Annotated in this window: 18 protein-coding genes; 12 read left to right on the top strand and 6 right to left on the bottom strand. The window is 27.4% G+C overall.

From position 1 onward, the window contains the following. Positions 1-10: 10 nt before the first annotated feature. A complete protein-coding gene (gene smc, locus NSA01_RS03705; RefSeq protein ID WP_257480169.1) occupies positions 11-3,589 on the top strand; it encodes a chromosome segregation protein SMC in 3,579 nt (1,192 codons plus the stop codon). Beyond that, positions 3,582-4,478 (top strand): signal recognition particle-docking protein FtsY, encoded by an 897-nt coding sequence (ftsY, locus tag NSA01_RS03700; protein ID WP_257480168.1) that lies wholly within the window; start codon positions 3,582-3,584, stop codon positions 4,476-4,478. The genes smc and ftsY overlap by 8 nt, the downstream gene beginning before the upstream one ends. A gap of 341 nt (positions 4,479-4,819) precedes the next feature. Here ftsY and NSA01_RS03695 read toward each other — a convergent pair whose 3' ends face one another. Continuing rightward, positions 4,820-5,473, bottom strand: a complete 654-nt coding sequence (locus tag NSA01_RS03695; protein ID WP_257480167.1) for a transaldolase family protein — start codon at positions 5,471-5,473, stop codon at positions 4,820-4,822. Between the two features lie 542 nt (positions 5,474-6,015). Here NSA01_RS03695 and NSA01_RS03690 point away from each other — a divergent pair. Then, complete coding sequence (locus tag NSA01_RS03690; protein ID WP_257480166.1) at positions 6,016-6,816, top strand: AraC family transcriptional regulator; 801 nt, start codon at positions 6,016-6,018, stop codon at positions 6,814-6,816. Between the two features lie 10 nt (positions 6,817-6,826). Beyond that, entirely contained in the window at positions 6,827-7,708 is an 882-nt protein-coding gene (locus NSA01_RS03685) for a DMT family transporter (RefSeq protein ID WP_257480165.1), read from the top strand. A 1-nt stretch (position 7,709) separates the two neighbouring features. On the opposite strand, the gene NSA01_RS03680 is transcribed toward NSA01_RS03685, so the two are convergent. From NSA01_RS03680 to NSA01_RS03665, 4 genes are all read right to left on the bottom strand, one after another. Continuing rightward, complete coding sequence (locus NSA01_RS03680) at positions 7,710-8,714, bottom strand: acyltransferase family protein (RefSeq protein ID WP_257480164.1); 1,005 nt, start codon at positions 8,712-8,714, stop codon at positions 7,710-7,712. Between the two features lie 134 nt (positions 8,715-8,848). Then, a complete protein-coding gene (locus tag NSA01_RS03675; protein ID WP_257480163.1) occupies positions 8,849-9,388 on the bottom strand; it encodes a stage V sporulation T C-terminal domain-containing protein in 540 nt (179 codons plus the stop codon). A 119-nt stretch (positions 9,389-9,507) separates the two neighbouring features. Continuing rightward, positions 9,508-10,101 carry a TetR/AcrR family transcriptional regulator gene (locus NSA01_RS03670; protein ID WP_257480162.1) on the bottom strand — a complete coding sequence of 198 codons (594 nt, stop codon included), beginning with the start codon at positions 10,099-10,101 and terminating at the stop codon, positions 9,508-9,510. A gap of 300 nt (positions 10,102-10,401) precedes the next feature. Continuing rightward, positions 10,402-10,794: a pyridoxamine 5'-phosphate oxidase family protein gene (locus NSA01_RS03665; protein ID WP_257480220.1), complete on the bottom strand. Its 393-nt coding sequence runs from the start codon at positions 10,792-10,794 to the stop codon at positions 10,402-10,404. A 163-nt stretch (positions 10,795-10,957) separates the two neighbouring features. Between NSA01_RS03665 and NSA01_RS03660 the strand changes: the two genes are divergently transcribed. The 3 genes from NSA01_RS03660 to NSA01_RS03650 are packed head-to-tail and all read left to right on the top strand — an operon-like array spanning position 10,958 to position 12,819. Continuing rightward, the gene (locus tag NSA01_RS03660; RefSeq protein ID WP_257480161.1) at positions 10,958-11,413 is read left to right on the top strand and encodes an S-ribosylhomocysteine lyase; all 456 of its coding nucleotides are present in this window, start codon (positions 10,958-10,960) and stop codon (positions 11,411-11,413) included. Positions 11,414-11,458: 45 nt separating this feature from the next. Beyond that, entirely contained in the window at positions 11,459-12,283 is an 825-nt protein-coding gene (locus NSA01_RS03655) for a MerR family transcriptional regulator (RefSeq protein WP_257480160.1), read from the top strand. 56 nt (positions 12,284-12,339) lie between these two features. Next, a complete protein-coding gene (locus NSA01_RS03650; protein ID WP_257480159.1) occupies positions 12,340-12,819 on the top strand; it encodes an SAM-dependent methyltransferase in 480 nt (159 codons plus the stop codon). A 293-nt stretch (positions 12,820-13,112) separates the two neighbouring features. Here the strand turns inward: NSA01_RS03650 and dcd are convergent, their stop codons facing one another. Beyond that, positions 13,113-13,634 (bottom strand): dCTP deaminase, encoded by a 522-nt coding sequence (gene dcd / locus NSA01_RS03645; protein ID WP_257480158.1) that lies wholly within the window; start codon positions 13,632-13,634, stop codon positions 13,113-13,115. 516 nt (positions 13,635-14,150) lie between these two features. Here dcd and NSA01_RS03640 point away from each other — a divergent pair. The 5 genes from NSA01_RS03640 (at position 14,151) to bilS (ending at position 20,714) form a co-directional block, all read left to right on the top strand. Then, positions 14,151-14,339: a hypothetical protein gene (locus tag NSA01_RS03640; protein WP_257480157.1), complete on the top strand. Its 189-nt coding sequence runs from the start codon at positions 14,151-14,153 to the stop codon at positions 14,337-14,339. Between the two features lie 113 nt (positions 14,340-14,452). Then, positions 14,453-16,951, top strand: a complete 2,499-nt coding sequence (secA, locus tag NSA01_RS03635) for a preprotein translocase subunit SecA (protein ID WP_257480156.1) — start codon at positions 14,453-14,455, stop codon at positions 16,949-16,951. Positions 16,952-17,501: 550 nt separating this feature from the next. Further along, positions 17,502-18,872, top strand: coding sequence for a chromosomal replication initiator protein DnaA (gene dnaA, locus NSA01_RS03630; RefSeq protein ID WP_257480155.1), 1,371 nt, complete (start codon positions 17,502-17,504; stop codon positions 18,870-18,872). Between the two features lie 193 nt (positions 18,873-19,065). Beyond that, positions 19,066-20,172: a DNA polymerase III subunit beta gene (gene dnaN, locus NSA01_RS03625; RefSeq protein ID WP_257480154.1), complete on the top strand. Its 1,107-nt coding sequence runs from the start codon at positions 19,066-19,068 to the stop codon at positions 20,170-20,172. Positions 20,173-20,210: 38 nt separating this feature from the next. Then, complete coding sequence (gene bilS / locus NSA01_RS03620; protein WP_257480153.1) at positions 20,211-20,714, top strand: flavodoxin family protein BilS; 504 nt, start codon at positions 20,211-20,213, stop codon at positions 20,712-20,714. Positions 20,715-20,815: the final 101 nt, after the last annotated feature.

Below are 20,815 nucleotides of genomic sequence, written 5' to 3'. Positions count from 1 at the left end.
GCGGTAATAAATGTATTTAAAAAAAGTTGAAATATATGGCTTTAAGTCCTTTGGACAAAAAGTCGAAATAATTTTTGATAATAAAGTTACGGGGATAGTAGGTCCAAACGGCAGCGGTAAAAGTAATATAGTAGACGCAATAAGATGGGTTCTGGGAGAACAAAGAGTAAAGACTCTAAGAGGCGGCAAGATGGAAGATGTCATCTTTTCCGGAACAGAAGAAAAAAGAGCACTTGGGTATGCGTTCGTCAGTATAACTATAGATAACACAACAGGTATCTTACCAAGCGAATACAGTGAGGTCAATGTATCAAGAAGACTGTACCGCTCGGGAGAAAGCGAATATTATATAAATAAAAATGCGGTAAGACTCAAAGACGTTCATGAATTATTTATGGATACGGGGCTGTCCAGAGAAGGTTATTCAATTATTTCTCAAGGTAAGATAGAAAGTATAGTCAACAATTCAGCAGTGGACAGAAAACTGATGATAGAAGAAGCCGTAGGGATAGTAAAATATAAGACAAGAAAAAATGAGGCTTTAAGAAAGCTTGATAAAACACAAAATAACTTATATAGGATCTTGGATATAATAAGCGAACTTGAAATCAGACTTCCAAGTTTAAAAAGAAATTCGAAAAAAGCAAGAAAATATATAGAACTTAGTGAAGAACTCAAAGGTTTGGAACTTAATCTCTTTGTGCATAAAGCAGACAAATATAAAGAAGAATTATCTAAATTAGATGAAGACGAAAAAATCATGAAAGATACTTTAAAAGAACAAGAGGAAAGTATCTCTATTTTAGATGATAAATACAGCGAACTAAAATTAAAAATCAATACTTTTGATGAACAAATAAATAATGCAAACAAAGAAATTCATGATTTTATTTCCACATATGAAAATTCAAAAGTTGAAGTTGAAGTAAATAAGAATAAAATAGAAACTCATCTGGGTAATATAGACAGTTTAAAAGAAGGTATAATAAGGTTAGAAGAAGAAAAAGAAACGATAGAAAATAAGAAAAAAGAAACTATAAGCTTATTAAATGAGCAGGAAATTTTATTTGATGAATTGACAAAAGAATATAATAAACTCAAGGAAGAAGTTGAAAGATTAAAAGGCATTTCAAACGAAACGGAAAATGCTATTCAAAGAGAAAATATAAACTTAAAGACAAAGGAAAGATTATTAAAGGACAAAGAAGGCTTATTATCCGACAGCTTAAACAGAATAGAAAACAATAAGTTTATCAAATCGAAATTAGAAGAAGAAAATGATAATTTAGAAAAAAACATAGAAGAATTGGAAAATTCACTCAAAAATGTGAATAATTCAGAGAATGAAGAAAAGCTCGATAAACTCGATGACGAAAATAACAAACTATTGGAAGAAAGATATAAAATCGAAGAAGCAAAAGCAGATTTCAGAGAAGAACTTTTAGATAAGTATAATAGAGTAAAGCTTCTTAAAGGACAAAAAGACATACTTTCGGGATACGAAGAAAACAAAGAAGGCTATAAATTTGCAATCAAAAAAATCTTTGAATACTCAAAATCAAACAGTGAATTAAAAAATGAAGTATATGGAACATTAGGGGATTTAATTTCCGTAGAAGAAAAGTACATGGATGCAATTCAAAAATCTCTTGCTTCTACCATAGAACACGTAATAGTAAAAAATGAAGCTACCGCATCAAAGGCAATAAAAGCTTTAAAACAAAACAAGTGGGGCAGAATAACATTCCTTCCTCATAATATAATAAAACCAAGAGAAATTTATAACTTAAATTCCTCTATAACATCTGCAAAAGGTTTCGAAGGTATAGGCAGTGATTTAGTCAAATACGATAAAAAATTTGAAAATATTATAAAGAATGCTTTAGGTACTCTTTTAATATTTGATAATTTAAATAATGCAAATGACTTTGCTAAAAAAAGCGGACACAAATATAAAATAGCTACTTTAGACGGAGAAGTATTATTCCCCGGAGGCGCTCTAGTCGGCGGGCAAAATAAACGCGGAGATGAAGGACTATTATCAAGAAAAAATAAAATAGATAAATTAGAGAATGAAATAAAACAAGCCGTCAAAGATTATAATGAACATCTTAAAAAAGGCGGCTTATTTGATGAAAAATTAAGAGAAAAAGATGAAGAACTTAAAATCAAAGCCGAAGAAATTAATAAGCTTACTCTGATCATAAGCAAAGAAGAAGATAAAAACAGAGACAAAGAAGATCAGCTGGAAAATTTAATAAAAACATTTGAAGATAATAAAAAGAAAATATCAAACTTAAAAGAAGCGGATAAAAAAATCCATGAAATGAATGAAAGATCAAAAGAAGAAGTAAAAAAATTGGCTTTGGAAATAGAAGAAAAAAAAGATGAAATATCTAAGATTTCTCTGGGATTATATAAAGATAAATATCTCGAAATGGCTACAAAATTAAACAATGAACAGCTTAAACTTTATAAGGAAGAAGAAAAACTGAGAAATTATAATTCTTCTATTTATGATTTAAATAAAAATATCAGAGATATTGAAAAGTCTTTATTAGATAGCAAAAAAGAAATAGACGAAAACGAAGAAAATATTTTGATATTAAAAGAACAGATAGAACAAGCAAAAGAAATAGACAATGACTACGACAGATTAAAACAAAACTTGGATGATAATTATAAATCTTTGATTGAAAAGAAAAAAGAAAATAGCGAAGACTTTGACAGAGTAAATATAGAACTAAAAAATCTTCAGGAAGAAAGATTTGCTTTAAGCGAAAGAATTCAAAAGCTTGAGAATAAAAAAGATAAAACCACATTGGAATTTGACTATCTGCAAAGAGGGATTGTCGAGGATTACAATCTTACATACTCGCAGGCTGTGGAATTCAAAGCACCTATAGAAAATATGCTTGAGATCGAGACTAAAGTAAGAGATCTAAAATCAAATATTAAAAAGCTTGGTAATATAAATGTTGAATCAATCGAAGAGTACAAAGAAGTCAAGGAAAGATTTGAATTTTTAAGTGAACAAAAAAATGATTTGGAAAATTCAAAGGAAGAATTATTACATATTATTAAAGATATGAATTCTAAAATAGAAGAAAGATTTATAAAAGAATTTGACAATATAAATATTGAATTTGATAATGTATTTAAAAAACTATTCAACGGAGGAAGCGCAAAACTCATACTTACCAATCCGGATGATATCATGGAAAGCGGTATCGACATAGTAGCTCAGCCGCCGAAAACTAAACTTAAAAACATATCTTCCCTTTCCGGCGGAGAGAAGTCTATGACAGCAATTGCATTGATTTTTGCTATACTTAAATTAAAACCCGCACCATTCTGTGTTTTGGATGAAATCGACGCAGCGCTTGATGACGCAAATGTTGCAAGGTTTTGTAATTATTTAAAATCAATAATCAATGACAATCAATTTATAATCGTAACACATAGAAAAATAACAATGGGTATTGCCGATGTGTTATACGGAGCTACTATGGGAAGCGAAGGTATAACGAGAATCGTAAGTGTTAAACTAAAAGATATCCATGAAGGAGGTCAAATAAAAAATGCCTAACGAAAAATATAATAGAGGTTTGGATAAAACAAAAAAAAGTTTATTATCGAAACTGAAAGATGTATTTTCTTCAAATAAAATAGATGATGATTTATATGAAGAATTGATAGAAGTACTTATCTTAAGCGATATCCCCTTTAACGTAAGTGAAGAAATCATTGAAAATGTAAAGGAAAATGCAACTAAAAAAGATGTAAAAGATATAAATAAATTATATGATTTGATAAAAGATGAAATCAGAAACAGACTTAATTTAAATTTATGGGACAGGGAAATCAAAAAACCCGCTTTAATATTATTTATTGGAGTGAACGGGGCAGGAAAAACCACAACGATAGCTAAACTTGCAAATAAATTTTTAAAAGAAGATAAAAAAGTAATATTGGCAGCTGCAGATACATTCAGAGCCGCCGCAAGCGAACAGCTGGCTACTTGGGCAGAAAGACTAAATGTACCTATAGTAAAGAGCTCTCAGGGACAGGATCCCGCAAGCGTGATATATGACTGCTTGGATTCGGCAAAGGCTAAAGATATGGATATAATATTAGCGGACAGCGCGGGAAGACTTCAAAACAAAAAGAATTTAATGGATGAACTAAATAAAATTTACAGAGTTTGTGACAAATTCAAAGGAGATTATAACCTATATACGGTCTTGGTTCTTGATGCGGGGGCTGGGCAAAACAGTGTAATACAAGCAGAAAGTTTTAATGAAAGTGCAAAAGTTGACGGAATCATAATGACAAAACTTGACGGAAGTGCAAAAGGCGGGGTAATAGTATCACTTGCGGGAGAAGATAAACCGCCTATGTGGTATATAGGTCTCGGAGAGGGACTTGAAGACTTGGAAGAATTCGATGTAGATAACTTTGTTGATGCAATAATATAAAATAAAAAGACCTCACATGAGGTCTTTTTTAATGCTATTAATTATTTCCGTGACGACGAACGTAATCACCTTATCATTATATTTTTTTCATTTATATATTAATATTTATTAACTAAATAAAATAACTCTTTATTTTTATTCTCATACAATTTTCTATAAATTCATATTTAATATACAAAACATATTACTTTTCAACTTCAATAGTTTTAAAATAGTCTTTTTCAAATAATCATAATAAAAAAATTTGTATACCTATAAAATCATATTATCTCTTATATATGTTTTCATACTAGAGACATTCCTTTAATTTTTATATTTAATAAATTTATTAAATATATATATTACTTACCGTAAATAGAATTATAATCCTTGGTAAACTTTTTTATTCCTTCCTCAGTTATAGGATGATTGAATAGTTGATTGAATACTTCATATGTAAGTGCAAGGGAATCCGCACCGGCAAGAATAGCTTCTATAGCATCATTACAGTTTTTAATACTTGCGGCGATAACAACAGATTTTATTTCATAAAAGTCATACATTTGTCTTACTTTTTTAAATAATTCCATTCCGTCATGACCAATATAATCAACTCTGCTTATAAACGGACTTATAAAAGGAGAGCCGGCAAGTCCTGCCGCAAGTGCCTGACCGGGATTACAAATAAGTGTTGCATTAGTCTTTATTCCCATAGGAACCAATTTATTTATAGCTTTTATTCCTTTCTTATTTGCAGGTATTTTAATAACAATATTTTCTGAAAGTTCATTTAATCTCTTTGCTTCTTCAATTATTTCCTCGGTTTCCGTAGGGATTGCCTCTACGGCAATAGGACCGTCAAAAAACGAACGAATATCTTTTATAACATCTTCATATTTTCTGCCGACATTGGCCATCTTATTGGGATTTGTGGCAATACCGGAAATAACTCCAGTTTCTACAGCTTCTTCGATTTCTTTTACATTTGCAGTATCAAGAAAAATTCTATAATCCATACTATTTCTCCTTTAAATTTTATTAATTAATTATATACCTCTACAACAATCTATTTCAAGCTTATTTTCATTATAGTTATTTATAAAAGAAAAACAGAAATATCTTAAAAGACATTTCTGTTTATTCCGATTTATTAACTTTTCAAACAAAATTTGCTTATTTATTATACCAAATTTTTCTATATTTGACAATGATATATCAAGAAAAATTTACATTAGAGAAGCAGAAGTGAAATTGGCTATTAACACATAATGGATCATATATTTAGAATTTTATCATTTTACTATATAATCTTCTGCTTCTCAGCAACTTATTGCTAACATTATAATATTACTTATGTCATATAAATGCAATATATTTCGCCAATAAAAATAAAATTGTTAGTTTATCCTTACGTATGTTCATATATAGAAACTTTATAATTATAATAATTAGTTAAATTCAATGATTTTTGATGATAAAAAATATATAATTATATGGATCTATCAATATTGTACAATACTATTAAAAATTTAAATGGTAAATTAAATTAGGTGAAAAAATGAATGATAGAAAAATTATATTCGATAAAACACTAAATATTGAAGCTTATATTTTCAGTAACGGAACTCAGGATTTTCCCAATCATTTTCATGATCATTATGTAATAGGTCTCATAAATGAAGGGAACAGGACTCTAACTTACGGAGAAAAAAAATATTATATAAAAAGTGATGATATGATATTATTTAATTCTTACGATAATCATGACTGCAGAAACGAAGATAATTCATTGCTAAAATACATAGCAGTAAATATACCAAAACAAAGCATGGAATATCTTACATATATCATAAAGGATAAAAATACTCTAAAATTCAAATATCCCATAATAAAAGATATGGGACTCGCAAAGCAATTTATAAAAGTTCATGATATGATTATGGAAAATGAAAATGAGATGGAAAGAGAAGAATTGTTTATTCTTTTTATGGATGAATTAATAGATAAATATTCTAAATATAAAAGCCTTGAAATAACTAATGAAAATATTAAAATCCAAACCATAGAAAATTATATTAAAGAAAATTACGATAAAATTATTTCCCTTGATATACTAAGTGAAATATCAGGTTTTAATAAATACTCCGTAATAAGAAGTTTTACAAAAATAAAGGGAATAACGCCGTATAGATATATTGAAACTATAAGGATAAATAAATCAAAAGAGTTATTAAAATTTAATAACGATATTGTAGAAGTTGCACTTAAACTAGGTTTTACCGACCAAAGTCATTTTACTAAAACATTTAAAAAACTTACAGGATTAACACCCGGGGAGTATAAAAATATCTTTAAATAATGGGGGAGAAATGGAGCAAAAAGCAAAAGGACATATATTAGCATTTATAACTATCTTTATTTGGGGAACCACCTTTATCTCAACAAAGATTTTACTTAAAACTTTTACGCCAATAGAAATATTATTCTACAGATTTTTTCTGGGTTTTATATTTTTAATATTAATGTATCCTAAAAGATTAAAATTAAAGAAGAGAAAAGAAGAGATATACTTTATATTTGCGGGCCTCAGCGGAGTAAGTTTATATTATTTATTTGAGAACACCGCGCTTACTTATACTTCTGCATCTAATGTTGGGGTGCTCGTTTCAGTAGCTCCATTTTTTACGGCAATTTTATCAAGTATATTCATAAAAAACGAAAGCCTTCATAAAAATTTTTTTATAGGGTTTATTATAGCTATAAGCGGAATTATTTTTATAAGCTTTAAAGATGCCAATAATGTCAGCCTCTCCCCTATGGGAGATATTCTCGCCTTACTAGCGGCAATGATATGGGCTGTTTACTCACTGCTTAGCAAAAAAATAAGTGAATTGGGATATAATATAATTCAATGTACCAGGAGGATATTCTTTTATGGACTGATATTTATGTCAGTAATGCTGCCTTTTTTTGACTTTACATTTGATTTATCTTTGTTTAATAATTTCACAGTGATATTTAATATATTATTTTTAGGAATTGGGGCATGCTCAATTTGTTTTGTAACCTGGAATACTGCAATAAAGATACTCGGTACAATAAAGACAAGTGCTTATATCTACATCGTTCCCGTAATAACGATAATAACTTCTTTTATAGTACTTAAAGAAAAAATAACTTTAAGTATCATTTTAGGAACTATATTAGTATTGATTGGATTGTTTATAAGTGAAAGAAATAAAGACAGATAGATTATCTGTCTTTATATATATCTTTAAGAATAAAATTAAATGGTCTCTCAAAAAACTTTATTGAGAGTACATATGTAAGAATTATTGCACATATGAAATATGGTATCATCCAAAACTTGCCACAGAAATTCATTAGAAAGGTTCCAAAACCTAAATTAATAACAAATGTTATCATAGGTCTATGTAAAAAATATACTTGCAACGTTCTACTACCATATTGGGTAAATCCTTTAATATACCTATTTGGCGTTATAGATATAACCATTGATATGAAAATAAAAACAGATATATAATAAATAAATCTATAATATATATTTATACCATTATAATAAGGATATTTACCTAAAAATAATTTTCTAAATTGAAACATCTGGTTAGGAAATTTAACACATATAAATATAAAGGCTAAAATACATATAAATGAAATAATATGATATTTTTTATTTTTTACTTTATCTATAATTTGAGTGGGATCCAAATAATATCCTGCTAGAAAAAATGGATAAAAAACAACACTTCTCATAATATATAAATAATCACCTATATTTTTATCATAACCAACAAATAATCCCATTAAAATAGAAAAAACAAATAAATATTTTATATTTACACATTTCAAAAAATATGTAATAGTAAAAAATATAGCAATAACAAATAAGAACCATATAATACCACTTGATCCTAATAAATTAAAATTTACATCTTTATTTAATAAAAATCTTATAAAATTATCATAAAAACTTAAGAAATAACCCAATATAATATATGATATAACTTTTTTATAAGGAAATTTATATGAATTTATTGATTTTTTTGAAAATAATCCTGTAATAAAAATAAATAATGGCATATGGAAAAAATATATAAATGAATATATACCCCTAATATAATCCATATTTTCTTTTTTATAATAAACTGCAACAAAATGTCCTAAAACAACTAAAAAAATTAAAACAAATTTCAAATTATCCCACAAATAAATTCTTTTATCTTTACTTTGACCCATAATTTTATCCTTTATTATAAATCTCATTTTTTAATTAATTTATATAATTATATCATAAAAAACTGATTTTTATTTATATAATAAAAAAACATATGTATATCATATGTTTTTTATTTTATAAAATTTTATATTAATTATTGTTCAAGCTGTTTAGCCAAGAAAATAGAACCTGTCTTAGCAAGCAGACTAGCTTGTTCAATGGGAAGTGCATGTTTATCTTTACTAAGTAATACTATTGCTCCTATAGGATCTCCGTTTGCCACAATAGGGGAAATAACCTCGTATACATGTTCATTCTTTTTATCACTTACAATATCATAATCACCGTTTAAAGATGTTACAAGCTGTCTTTTGGATATCACTCTGTCTAACTCTTTACTTATCCTTTTATCCATAAGTTCTTTCTTATCTCCGCTTGAAGCCGCTACAATATTTTCTCTGTCACATATAACACTTGTGACTTTAGCTGAAAGAGATAAACTATCAACATACTCCTGAGCAAAATTTGATAATTCTCCGACCATAGAATATTTTTTTAAAATTACTTCTCCCTGTGAATCTGTATATATTTCTAAAGGATCTCCCTCTCTGATCCTTAATGTTCTTCTTATTTCTTTTGGTATTACAACTCTACCCAAATCATCTATTCTTCTAACAATTCCAGTTGCTTTCATTAAACTCTCCTTTGATAAAAATTCATTAATACTAGTTTTGCTAAAAATAGAAATTTTATACTTTTTAACCTTAATTAAACAAAAAAACATTTAATCATTGATTAAATGTTTTAGTTTTATTATTTAAACTCTTCCATCTTATGATTATGTGTTATACCATTTATTCCATAAAATATAATTTTAAATATTTTTTCTATATTTTTATCATTATTTTCTATTTGCTTATCTGATACTCTAACAGCAAAATTTAACGTTGTTTCTATTAAATATACCCAAAATATATCAGGATCCGCTCCAAGTTTCGGCATTACTTTTTTTACTATCTTTATAAAAAACGCAAAGGATTTATTTTGCCCTTTCATAGTCTCTTCATCATAATATGATGATTGTCTGTAGCTTAAATAAAATTTTGTATAATTACCATGAGCAATAAGATATTCAAAATATTTAAACCAAAGTTCTTTTATACCTTTAGGTAAATTAAATCCCCAAAAAGATACTTCTTTTAATGCACCGTCTATTTTATTATCAACATAATATAAACATTCTCTAAGTAAAGTTTTTTTATTTTTATAATGATATAAAATAGTACCTTCTGAAATATTCATTTCATTTGCCACTTTTTTTGTTGTGACATTTTCCAAACCATGATTTGCAACATAATCAATCGTATTTTCCAATATAAGCTGACTGGTTATATATCCTTTTTTCATGAATATACCTTTCCAAATAATATATATACAAATAATATATATTATTTTTTTATAATAATCAATTTTTTATTACATAAAAACCATTTTTTTTCTCGAATTAAGCAAATACTCGAATTTAATTAAGTAATCGCTTAAAAATTGTTGTAATTTCAAACTTATATTGATATAATAACTATATAACTGTTGTTGTATAACAATATATAAAATGGATAATCAAGAAATATTCCCTTAGCTAAAGTTGATTGTCCATTTTTTTATTTATATAGAACATATATCAATACCTATGTAAATATATTATTCTTAAAATCTTATTACTTTAGGTTCATCAGTAAACGAATAAAACGTAGCTACTGCATTCTTAAGATAAAATACTACAGTATTTTCATCTTCTGCAGAATACATATCTTTAAGCTGTGGATAATTATCCAGAAGACTTTTTTTTGCTTCTATCCTATCATCTTCAACTAAAGCAGCTTCAACACGCAGCCATTTTCCCTCACAAACAGCGCATATTTCAACTTTTGGATTTATGTCGATTTGTTTTTTTACATTTTTCAATTTACCGGTTTGAATATAAAGCCTATCTTCAAAAATATTGACTGTACCAAAAGGACGGACTCTTGGCTGATCACCTTCTACTGTTGCCAAATAATAAGTATCGCATATTTTAAGGAAATCATAAATTTCTTTCATCATCTTCACCCCCTTATTTTTTATATCTTGAATATAATTTTAACATTAAATTACCATTTATTAAACAAGAATAATCACAAAAACAAATATTTATATTCTTTTATAATGTTTTTTGTAATACTATGCTAAAATATACATAAAAATTGAATATTAGGAGAGAAAAATGGAAAAGATAGCAAGTTTTATGGTGGATCATACAAAATTAGAACCCGGTATTTATTTATCAAGAGAAGACAGGGGAGTTATAACATATGATTTAAGGTTTATAAAACCCAATACACCTCCTTTTTTATCAAATAAAGCACTTCATACAATAGAACACTTATGTGCAACTCATTTAAGAAATTCAAAATTTAGTGATAATGTAATTTACTTCGGACCAATGGGATGCAGAACGGGGTTTTATCTTTTAACATTGGGACTTACACATAAAGAAGTAATCAATTTAGTGAAAGAGACAATAGATAAACTTTGCGATTATGAAGGAGCTATACCGGGTCAGTCCGAAATAGAGTGCGGAAATTATAAAGAACTTGATTTGGAAGAAGCAAAAAAAGAATTAATAAAATATAATGATGTCATTAAAAATTTAACAGAAGATGATATTTTTTACAGATAAATTTAATCCCACTATAGTGGGATTGTTTTTTTAAGGAGATTTAAAATGTTTAAAATAGGAGAGTTCTCTAAGTTGACACAAGTATCCGTTAGGATGCTCAGATATTATGACGAAGTGGATTTATTAAAACCTGTGAAGGTGGATAAATTTACTAATTACAGGTTATACTCTGTAGAACAAATACAAACACTTCAAAAAATATTACTATTAAGAGATATGGATTTCCCGGTAAAAAAAATAAAAGATATATTAAATAAGGAAAATGAAGAGATTTTTATTAAGGAATTAAACAATAAAAAGAAAAACTTATATGAGCAAATATATTGTCTTAAAGAAAAAATCAATAAAATTGATACCGCTGTAAAAGATATTAATCAAAATAATTTTGATATACATTCTAATATAATTATCAAGAATATCCCAAGTTATAATATGTTCATACTAAGAAAAAAAATAAAAACATATTTTCATGAAAGTGAGCTGTGGGAAGAATTAAATAAATATATAAATGAAAATGATATAGAAATAGAAAAAGATCCCAAATGCATAACTTTTTTTTATGATGAGGAACATAAAGAAGAAAATATAGATATAGCGGTAGGGGTATGTGTAAATAAATCAAATCAAGATGACGGCAATTTTAAATACATACAAACAGAAGAAGTAGAAAACATGGCTTCAATAATGGCCTACGGCGATTTCAGTAATATAGGAAAGTATTATTATGATTTTGCAAAATGGCTGGAAAATCATAATTATTATAAAATCAAAAACCCTACAAGACAAATATGCCATATAGGTCCGTTTAATAGCACTAATCCTGAGGAATATTTAACAGAACTTCAAATCCCTCTTATAAAAACCTCTTGACCTTCACACCGTGTGAGGGATTATACTTTCGATATATAAAACGGAGGTAAAACAAAATGAATAAAAATTTAAAAATAAATCCTATAGGTAAAATCGAAGTAAATAATGATATGATGTACATCAGGGTGGATAAAGAATATATCCATGGATTAAAAGAATTAAATGATTTTTCTCATGCAGAAATTATTTGGTGGTTCAGCGAAAATGATAAAGAGGAATATAGAAAAATAGTAGAGGTCGAAAGTCCATATAAAAATTCACCTGACATAATGGGAACATTTGCAACACGTTCACCGTTCAGACCAAATCCTATAGCAGTATCCGTTATTGATATTGCAGATATAGACTTGAATGAGGGAATAATAAAGACATATTATATAGACGCGTATAATAACAGTCCGGTACTGGATATAAAACCATATACACCAAGTTTAGATAGAGTTGGAAATCCAAGTGTACCTTCTTGGTGCGAACATTGGCCTAAAAGCATTGAAGAATCAGGAGATTTTAACTGGGAGAATGAATTTAATTTTTAATAAACATATTAGAGGTTTTTTAAATATATATTTAAAAATAATAATGTAATTATATACTATATTGTTTTTCAGTCAAAATAGCATAATAATATAAATTATAAATCATTAAAAAATGATATAATCTAACATATTTTTATAAATATATTAATGGTTATTTTATTTAAAATATTTTTTACAGAATAAAAAACATTACAATAAAAAAGCAAAAAATAATAAGATATAAATATAAAGTTAAATAAGGGATTATATAAAATAATAAAAAATGATGCTTAGTTAATAAGCATCATTTAAATTTACTCTTCAAAATCCTTAAACATTAAACTTGGCTGTATCCCTGTATTATTTTGATATTTACCGCTTGTATACAAATCATAATCTCCGTGGATATCATGAAAATAAATTTGGCATATTTCTACATTAGGATAAATTTTTATAGGCTGAACACAAAAAATCTCAAGTGTCCAATATCCCGCAAAACCGATATCACCGAAGCCTGCTGTTACATGAATAAATAATCCCAGTCTTCCTGTTGAAGAACGACCTTCAAGCATAGGAACAAATTTATTCGTCTTCGTAAATTCATTTGTCCTGCCGAGATATAATTTATTTGGTTCCAGTATGAGTCCATCGTCCGGAATTATAATTTTTGAAGCCTTATTTTCCTTTTTCATATCAAGTAAATCATTATCATAAACAAGCAGCTCATTAGATAATGATAAATTATAACTGTTAGGATTTATTCTATTTTTATCATAGGGTTCTATTATTATTTCTTTTCCGATATGTTTTTCTATTTCTTTTCCAGATAATATCATTATTAACACCTCATATATAATAAATATTTAAAGTAAAATATATCAAAAACAGTATAACACAAATAACTATATTTTTATAAAACAATATATTATTATAAAGTATTATTTATTAGTATGATATAATAATACTTATATAAGATTATTAGGGGAAATAAAAGGGAAAAATTTAAAAAAAAATTTATTTTATAATTATTCCTTTTTTTATCATTATAATTATAGTTTTTTTGATTATGTTAGGACTTGATTATAAATATGACAGTAATAATGGAAAGCTAATTTATAATAAAATGAAAAAGTCCGGTTATAATTATGAATTAAAAAATAATAATTTAAGTTTATATTATATAACTGATTTTAATAAGTATATATTAAAATTTTCTTTATCAAAAAATAATATTGTAAAAAAATATTCTTTTAAATAAAGAAGAGTACATAATAATTCATTATTACAGTAATTATGATCAATATGCATTTATAAAACATAAAGACCAAACTGATATAACTTATGACATGATAATGGAAGAAAAAGTAAAAGGTAAGAGAAATATTAATGAAAATGAAAAAAATAATATCGAAAATTTGGATGATATAAATGCTGATATTTTATATGAAATGGATATATCGCAAGATGATCTTTTTGACTTTGCAAATTATTATTTAATGAATAATGAAGTTTTAAAAAGATACACAACTTATAATAATTAAAATTAATTAATAAATTACTGATTTATATTAAAATTTGCTTAAATTTTACATTTTTTAACTTATAGTATGATACAATATAATTTACGAAAATCGTTAAAAGAGAGGATTTATAAATGGGATTACTTGGAGCGGTTGCAAAATCTTTAGACACTAAAGAAATTAAAAAATTAGAAAAAACTGCAGATAAAATAGAAGCGTTGGCAGATGAATATTCTGCTTTAAGCGATGAGGATCTACAACATAAAACTATAGAATTCAAAGAAAGATTAAATAATGGCGAAACATTGGATGATCTGCTCGTTGAAGCTTTTGCTACGGTAAGAGAAGCATCGACCAGGATACTCGGACTTAGACATTTTAAAGTTCAACTGATAGGCGGTATCATTCTTCATCAGGGAAATATAGCGGAAATGAAGACCGGTGAAGGTAAAACATTGATGGCTACACTTCCCGCATACTTAAATGCACTTGACGGTAAAGGTGTTCATATAGTAACCGTCAATGATTACTTGGCAAAAAGAGACAGCGAATGGAACGGAAAAATGTTCAATTTCTTAGGATTAAACGTTGGACTTATTGTTCATGGTCTTGAATTTGAAGAAAAGAAAGCAGCATATGATGCAGATATAACATATGGTACAAACAATGAATTCGGCTTCGATTACTTAAGAGACAACATGGTCACAGAAATGGATGAAATGGTCCAAAGAGACCTTAATTATGCCATTGTCGATGAAGTCGACAGTATCTTGATTGATGAAGCAAGGACTCCTCTTATTATTTCAGGAAGCGGAAATGAAAGTACAAAAAGATATTATGATGCCAATGCATTCATAAAAACTCTTAAAAACGAAGAAGACTATGCGGTAGACGAAAAAGAAAAGACATGTAACTTAACTGAAAAGGGTATAGCAAAAGCCGAAAGAGCATTCAATATTGAAAACCTATCCGATATCAACAATATGGAACTTCAACATCATATAAATCAAGCACTGAGAGCAAATACATTGATGTTTAAAGACAGAGATTATGTTGTAAGAGACGGAGAAGTTTTGATAGTAGATGAATTTACCGGAAGAATTATGGAAGGAAGAAGATATTCAGAAGGACTTCATCAGGCAATAGAAGCAAAAGAAGGCGTAAAAGTAGAAAGAGAAAGTGTTACACTTGCCACAATAACATTCCAAAATTACTTTAGGATGTATAATAAGCTTGCAGGTATGACTGGTACAGCCAAAACTGAAGAAGAAGAATTCAAAGAAATATATAATATGAACGTTCTTCAAGTACCTACAAATAAACCTCTAATCAGAGAAGATATGAGAGATGCGGTTTTTACAACAAAAAAAGGTAAAGAAAAAGCAATTATAAATGAAATAAAAGAAAGACATACTAAAGGTCAGCCTATCTTGGTTGGTACAATAGCGATCGAAGACAGTGAAAGATTAAGCAAACTTCTTAAAAGAGAAGGTATCAAACATAGTGTACTTAATGCTAAATTCCATGAAAAAGAAGCTGAAATCATAGCTAATGCCGGTCAAATGGGAACAGTTACAATCTCCACAAATATGGCAGGTAGAGGTACTGATATAGTTCTCGGAGAAGGAGTTAAAGAGCTCGGCGGTCTTCATATACTAGGTACGGAAAGACACGAAAGCAGAAGAATAGATAATCAGCTTCGAGGTAGATCCGGTAGACAGGGTGATCCAGGTTCTTCACAATTTTTCATTTCTCTGGAAGATGATTTAATGAGACTTTTCGGCGGAGAAAGAATTCAAAACTTTGCAAGTAAAACAAACTTGGAAGAAGATGAAGCCTTAGAAAGCAGAATGCTTACCAGAACAATAGAAAATGCTCAAAAGCAAATAGAAGGTAAGAACTTCGGTATAAGAAAATATGTACTTCAATACGATGATGTAATGAATAAACAAAGAAAAGTTATTTATGATCAAAGAAAGAAAGTGCTTAAAGGTGAAGATGTATCCGATGCAATAAGAGAAATGATAGATTCCATTATCGATAATATTGTTGAATCTTTCACGACAGAAGAACATTTTACAGATAATTGGAACTTTGATAAAATCAAAGAAAATATATTTAATATCTTTGACCTTAAAATGGATTTTGATAATTCCATAGACAGTAAAGAAAAATTAAAGGATACGATAAAAGAAGAAGTATATTCATTATATAAGAAAAAAGAAGAAGAATTTTCATCTCAGGAACTCAGAGAATTAGAAAGACTTGTTCTTTTAAGAGTAGTAGACTCAAATTGGATGGAACACATTGATAATATGGACCAATTAAAACAAGGTATCAACCTTAGAGCTTACGGACAAGTAGATCCTGTTCAGGCATATACAAAGGAAGGTTTTGGTATGTTTGAAGAAATGAATGAAGTAATAAAAGAAGATACCGTTAAATATTTATTCCACATGGAAAGAGTAGAAGAAATAGTAAACGAAGCTCCTAAAGAAATGTATGTAAACGACGGAGAAGAACCTGCAAAAAAGAAACCTGTAGTTAATAAAAATAAGGTGGGAAGAAATGATCCATGTCCTTGCGGAAGCGGAAAAAAATATAAAAAATGCTGTGGAAGAAATCAAAATTAATAAAAAGTCCTGATTTAAATCAGGACTTTTTTAATATTTAATTTGTTTTATTTAATCAGATTGGTAAAAATTAATTTATTTATTTTTCAACTTTTATTATTAGTATACTTATAAATAATCTTTGAATAAGTATATTTTTTATTAACATAAATTTTAATAATATTTTTTTAACCTATTTTATAACCAATATATTTATAAAACACAAAATGCATTACTTAATCATAAAAATAATAGCATATATAGTAGAAATATAGCATATTTACACTGTTTATAACACTTAAAATAAATGTTGATAATTTAGCATTTTTTGTTATAATAGATAAAAAGACCACTTATCTACATATATTATAAAAGTTATTAACATTTATTGTGGGTAAATTATTAATAAGCCTATTTTTTTTCTGCTTTTTTAGGAAAATATGTCGATTTTAAGTTCGTTTATATGTTGATAACTTAAATGTTAATAAAATTTATAAGTTGAATTTTATTATTTTCACATTTATATATGATTGTTTACTATTGATATTTATATTATTACTTGGAGGTTAAAATGTCTTTTAAAACGGAATTATGGAACAATGCACTGGAATATTTAGAAGATGAATTATCTGATTTTGTGTTTAAAGAATATTTCGAAACATCAATAACACCTTTAGCTTATGAAAATGATACATTTTTTCTACAAGTTCCCGACGAAGGAAATAAAATACTGCTTGAAGGGCAATATGCAGTACTTGTTGAAAATGCTTTAAAATATTATACTCAAAGATATATTAAAGTTAAATTCGTAGTAGCGTCATCAAATGATATGGTTTATAGTGAAAATGAAGCCATAGATGAGATTGCAGCTGCAGAACCAAAACAAAGTGTGGAATATAATGTATATAATAATTCTTATATACAATTCAATCCCAAATATACATTTGATTCTTTTGTGGTAGGTCCAAATAACAGATTTGCTCATGCAGCTTCTTTGGCTGTTGCCGATGCTCCGGCTAAAAAATACAATCCTCTTTTTATATATGGGGGAGTGGGACTTGGAAAAACTCACTTAATGCACGCAATAGCACAGCATATACTAAGAAAAGACCCTACAAAAAAAGTTGTTTTATTATCGAGCGAACAATTCTTAAATGAATTTTTGGATGCTATACAAAATAAAACCAATGTACAGTTTAGAAATAAATACAGAAATGCAGATGTATTATTGATTGACGATATTCAGTTTATAGCGGGAAAAAATGAAACACAAAATGAATTTTTCCATACATTCAATGCACTTCAAGGTTCAAATAAACAGATAATATTAACATCCGATAAACCTCCAAAAGAAATCCCTCATCTTGAAGACAGGCTTCGTTCCAGATTTTCTCTTGGACTTATATGTGATATATCTATGCCTGACTTTGAAACAAGACTTGCAATACTCAGAAAAAAAGCAAAAGAAGAAAATTATCAGGTAAGTAACGAAATACTTAATTATATAGCTGAAAACATAGAATCCAATATAAGGGAACTTGAAGGCTTATTATTAAAAGTAATGGCTCTCAATGAATTTTATAACAAACCTTTAACTTTAGACCTTGTAAAAAAACAATTAAAAGATATAATTGATATAAGCGATAAAAAAATATCTATGGATTTGATTACAAAAGTAGTTTGTGATTATTACAATATAAGTAAAGCCGATATTTTATCTAAAAGAAGAACTAAGAATATAGCTTTTCCGAGACAGATTAGCATGTATTTAGCTAGAGAGCTAACAGACAGTTCACTTCCTGCAATAGGAGATTACTACGGAGGAAGAGATCATTCGACAGTAATCCACGGTTATGATAAAATAAAAGAAGAACTTAAGACAAACGGAACACTTGAAGAAGAAATAAAGAAGATAACTCTCGAAATAAAAAATAGTAAGTAACAACTTACTAAGATAGTTATCCTAATAAAATTATTAATTATTAACATGAAAAAATCGACAAAATCAGCTGATAAAAATAGATTTTTGACTTATCAACATTATCAACACTACTAATACTATTACTCTTTAATAATTAATAATTCTATAAAGATAAAAATGGCAGTTAACTCTATAACAGAAAGGATACTCATAAATGAACATAAAAGTTGATAGAAATGAATTTTTAAAAGCACTTGTAACGGTAAGTAAAGCAACAACTCTTAGAAATGTAGGATCTTTGGAAGGTATACTACTTGAAAGTTATGATGATGTACTTTCTTTATATGCTACTAATAAAGAGATACAAATATCAACGATAATAGATGCTAAAGTAATAAGAGAAGGTAAACTTTTAATAAATTCAAGAATACTAAGTGATATAGTCAGAAGTTTTGATAACGGTGAAGTTGAGATAGATGCAGATGAGAACAATAATATTAAACTTACTTGTTTAAATTCAAAGTTTAATATTACTGCTATGGACCATAGAACATTCCCTAACAAAGAAGTTTATAATATAAATGATTTTATAAAAATGGACAACCACGTTATAAGAAATATGGTAAAAGAAACATCTTTTGCATGTGCGACTTCGGATTCTGTTTCTCCTATACTAACCGGTATATTAATAGAAAATAACGACGAAGATATTAAATTTGTTGCAATAGACGGCTTTAGAATGGCTATAAGAAGCGAACAATCAAAAGAAAGATATATGAATAACATTAAGTGTGTAGTTCCTTCGAGTACATTAAACGAACTCAATAAAATACTTACAAATTACGATGATGATGTATTTTTAAATATCAATGATAAAAAGTTCGTTGCAAACATCGGAAGGACTCAGTTGGTATCAAGCCTTCTTCAGGGGCAATTTATAGATTACGGTAATCTTTTACCTAAAGAAAGTAAAACAATAGTTAAAATGAATAAAAATGAGTTATTGTCTGCTTGTGAAAGAGCTGCGATTATTTCCGATGAAGGAAGAGCTCATCTGATAACACTTCATTTTACCGATAATAATTTACTACTTACAAGTAAGTCTGCTTACGGTAATGTTGAAGAAAATATAAATATAAATTTAAGCGGCGAAGATTTGGATATTTCGTTTAACAGCAGATATGTTATAGATGCACTTAAAGTTATCGAAGATGAAAAAGTTATATTAGAATTTAACAGTTCTAACAGTCCTTGTTTGATTAAGCCTGTAAGTTCAAATAAGTTCACTTATCTAATAATGCCTGTTAGAATATCTAACTAAGAAAGACCTTATGGTCTTTTTTAATAAGGAGAATTAAAATGAAATATAGTATTTATTACGAATCAAAAACCGGAAATACAAAGCTGCTTGCCGAAAAAGCATATGATATATTAAAAAATAATATAGTTAAATTTGAAGAGTATAAAGATAATTATATTGATAATAATGAAGATATAATATTAGTGGGATTTTGGACCGATAAAGGAAGTGCTGCCGATAATATAAAAAAACTATTAAGTAAAATAGAAAATAAAAAAATTATATTATTTGGTACCGCAGGTTTTATGAGTAATAAAGAATATTATAATAAGATTATCAATAATATAAAAAAGGATATTAATGATAGCTGTGAAGTAATAGATTATTATATGTGTCAGGGGAAAATGGGTATTGGAATTAGAAAAAGATATGAAAAATCTTTAGATGTAAATCCCAATGATGAAAACATTAAAGGTATGATCAATAATTTTGATAATGCTCTTACTCATCCCGATAAAGATGATTTAAAAGGTTTTGAAGGACTTTTAAATAAATATATATAATTGACTTATAAAGTTTATTTAATATTTAATTAGAGCTACTCATGGCTTTAAAATAATATATAAAGTTTAAATGATATATAAAAAAGGATTGATCTAATTCA

It is taken from the genome of Anaerofustis stercorihominis (genome assembly GCF_024623185.1).
In the GTDB taxonomy this organism is placed as follows: domain Bacteria; phylum Bacillota; class Clostridia; order Eubacteriales; family Anaerofustaceae; genus Anaerofustis.
This window is presented reverse-complemented; position numbering and strand designations above follow the sequence as displayed.

Coding starts and splice junctions, on each gene's coding strand:
- smc (WP_257480169.1), top strand. CDS start 11: ATGTATTTAAAAAAAGTTGAAATATATGGCTTTAAGTCCTTTGGACAA.
- ftsY (WP_257480168.1), top strand. CDS start 3,582: ATGCCTAACGAAAAATATAATAGAGGTTTGGATAAAACAAAAAAAAGT.
- NSA01_RS03695 (WP_257480167.1), bottom strand. CDS start 5,473: ATGGATTATAGAATTTTTCTTGATACTGCAAATGTAAAAGAAATCGAA.
- NSA01_RS03690 (WP_257480166.1), top strand. CDS start 6,016: ATGAATGATAGAAAAATTATATTCGATAAAACACTAAATATTGAAGCT.
- NSA01_RS03685 (WP_257480165.1), top strand. CDS start 6,827: ATGGAGCAAAAAGCAAAAGGACATATATTAGCATTTATAACTATCTTT.
- NSA01_RS03680 (WP_257480164.1), bottom strand. CDS start 8,714: ATGGGTCAAAGTAAAGATAAAAGAATTTATTTGTGGGATAATTTGAAA.
- NSA01_RS03675 (WP_257480163.1), bottom strand. CDS start 9,388: ATGAAAGCAACTGGAATTGTTAGAAGAATAGATGATTTGGGTAGAGTT.
- NSA01_RS03670 (WP_257480162.1), bottom strand. CDS start 10,101: ATGAAAAAAGGATATATAACCAGTCAGCTTATATTGGAAAATACGATT.
- NSA01_RS03665 (WP_257480220.1), bottom strand. CDS start 10,794: ATGAAAGAAATTTATGATTTCCTTAAAATATGCGATACTTATTATTTG.
- NSA01_RS03660 (WP_257480161.1), top strand. CDS start 10,958: ATGGAAAAGATAGCAAGTTTTATGGTGGATCATACAAAATTAGAACCC.
- NSA01_RS03655 (WP_257480160.1), top strand. CDS start 11,459: ATGTTTAAAATAGGAGAGTTCTCTAAGTTGACACAAGTATCCGTTAGG.
- NSA01_RS03650 (WP_257480159.1), top strand. CDS start 12,340: ATGAATAAAAATTTAAAAATAAATCCTATAGGTAAAATCGAAGTAAAT.
- dcd (WP_257480158.1), bottom strand. CDS start 13,634: ATGATATTATCTGGAAAAGAAATAGAAAAACATATCGGAAAAGAAATA.
- NSA01_RS03640 (WP_257480157.1), top strand. CDS start 14,151: ATGGAAGAAAAAGTAAAAGGTAAGAGAAATATTAATGAAAATGAAAAA.
- secA (WP_257480156.1), top strand. CDS start 14,453: ATGGGATTACTTGGAGCGGTTGCAAAATCTTTAGACACTAAAGAAATT.
- dnaA (WP_257480155.1), top strand. CDS start 17,502: ATGTCTTTTAAAACGGAATTATGGAACAATGCACTGGAATATTTAGAA.
- dnaN (WP_257480154.1), top strand. CDS start 19,066: ATGAACATAAAAGTTGATAGAAATGAATTTTTAAAAGCACTTGTAACG.
- bilS (WP_257480153.1), top strand. CDS start 20,211: ATGAAATATAGTATTTATTACGAATCAAAAACCGGAAATACAAAGCTG.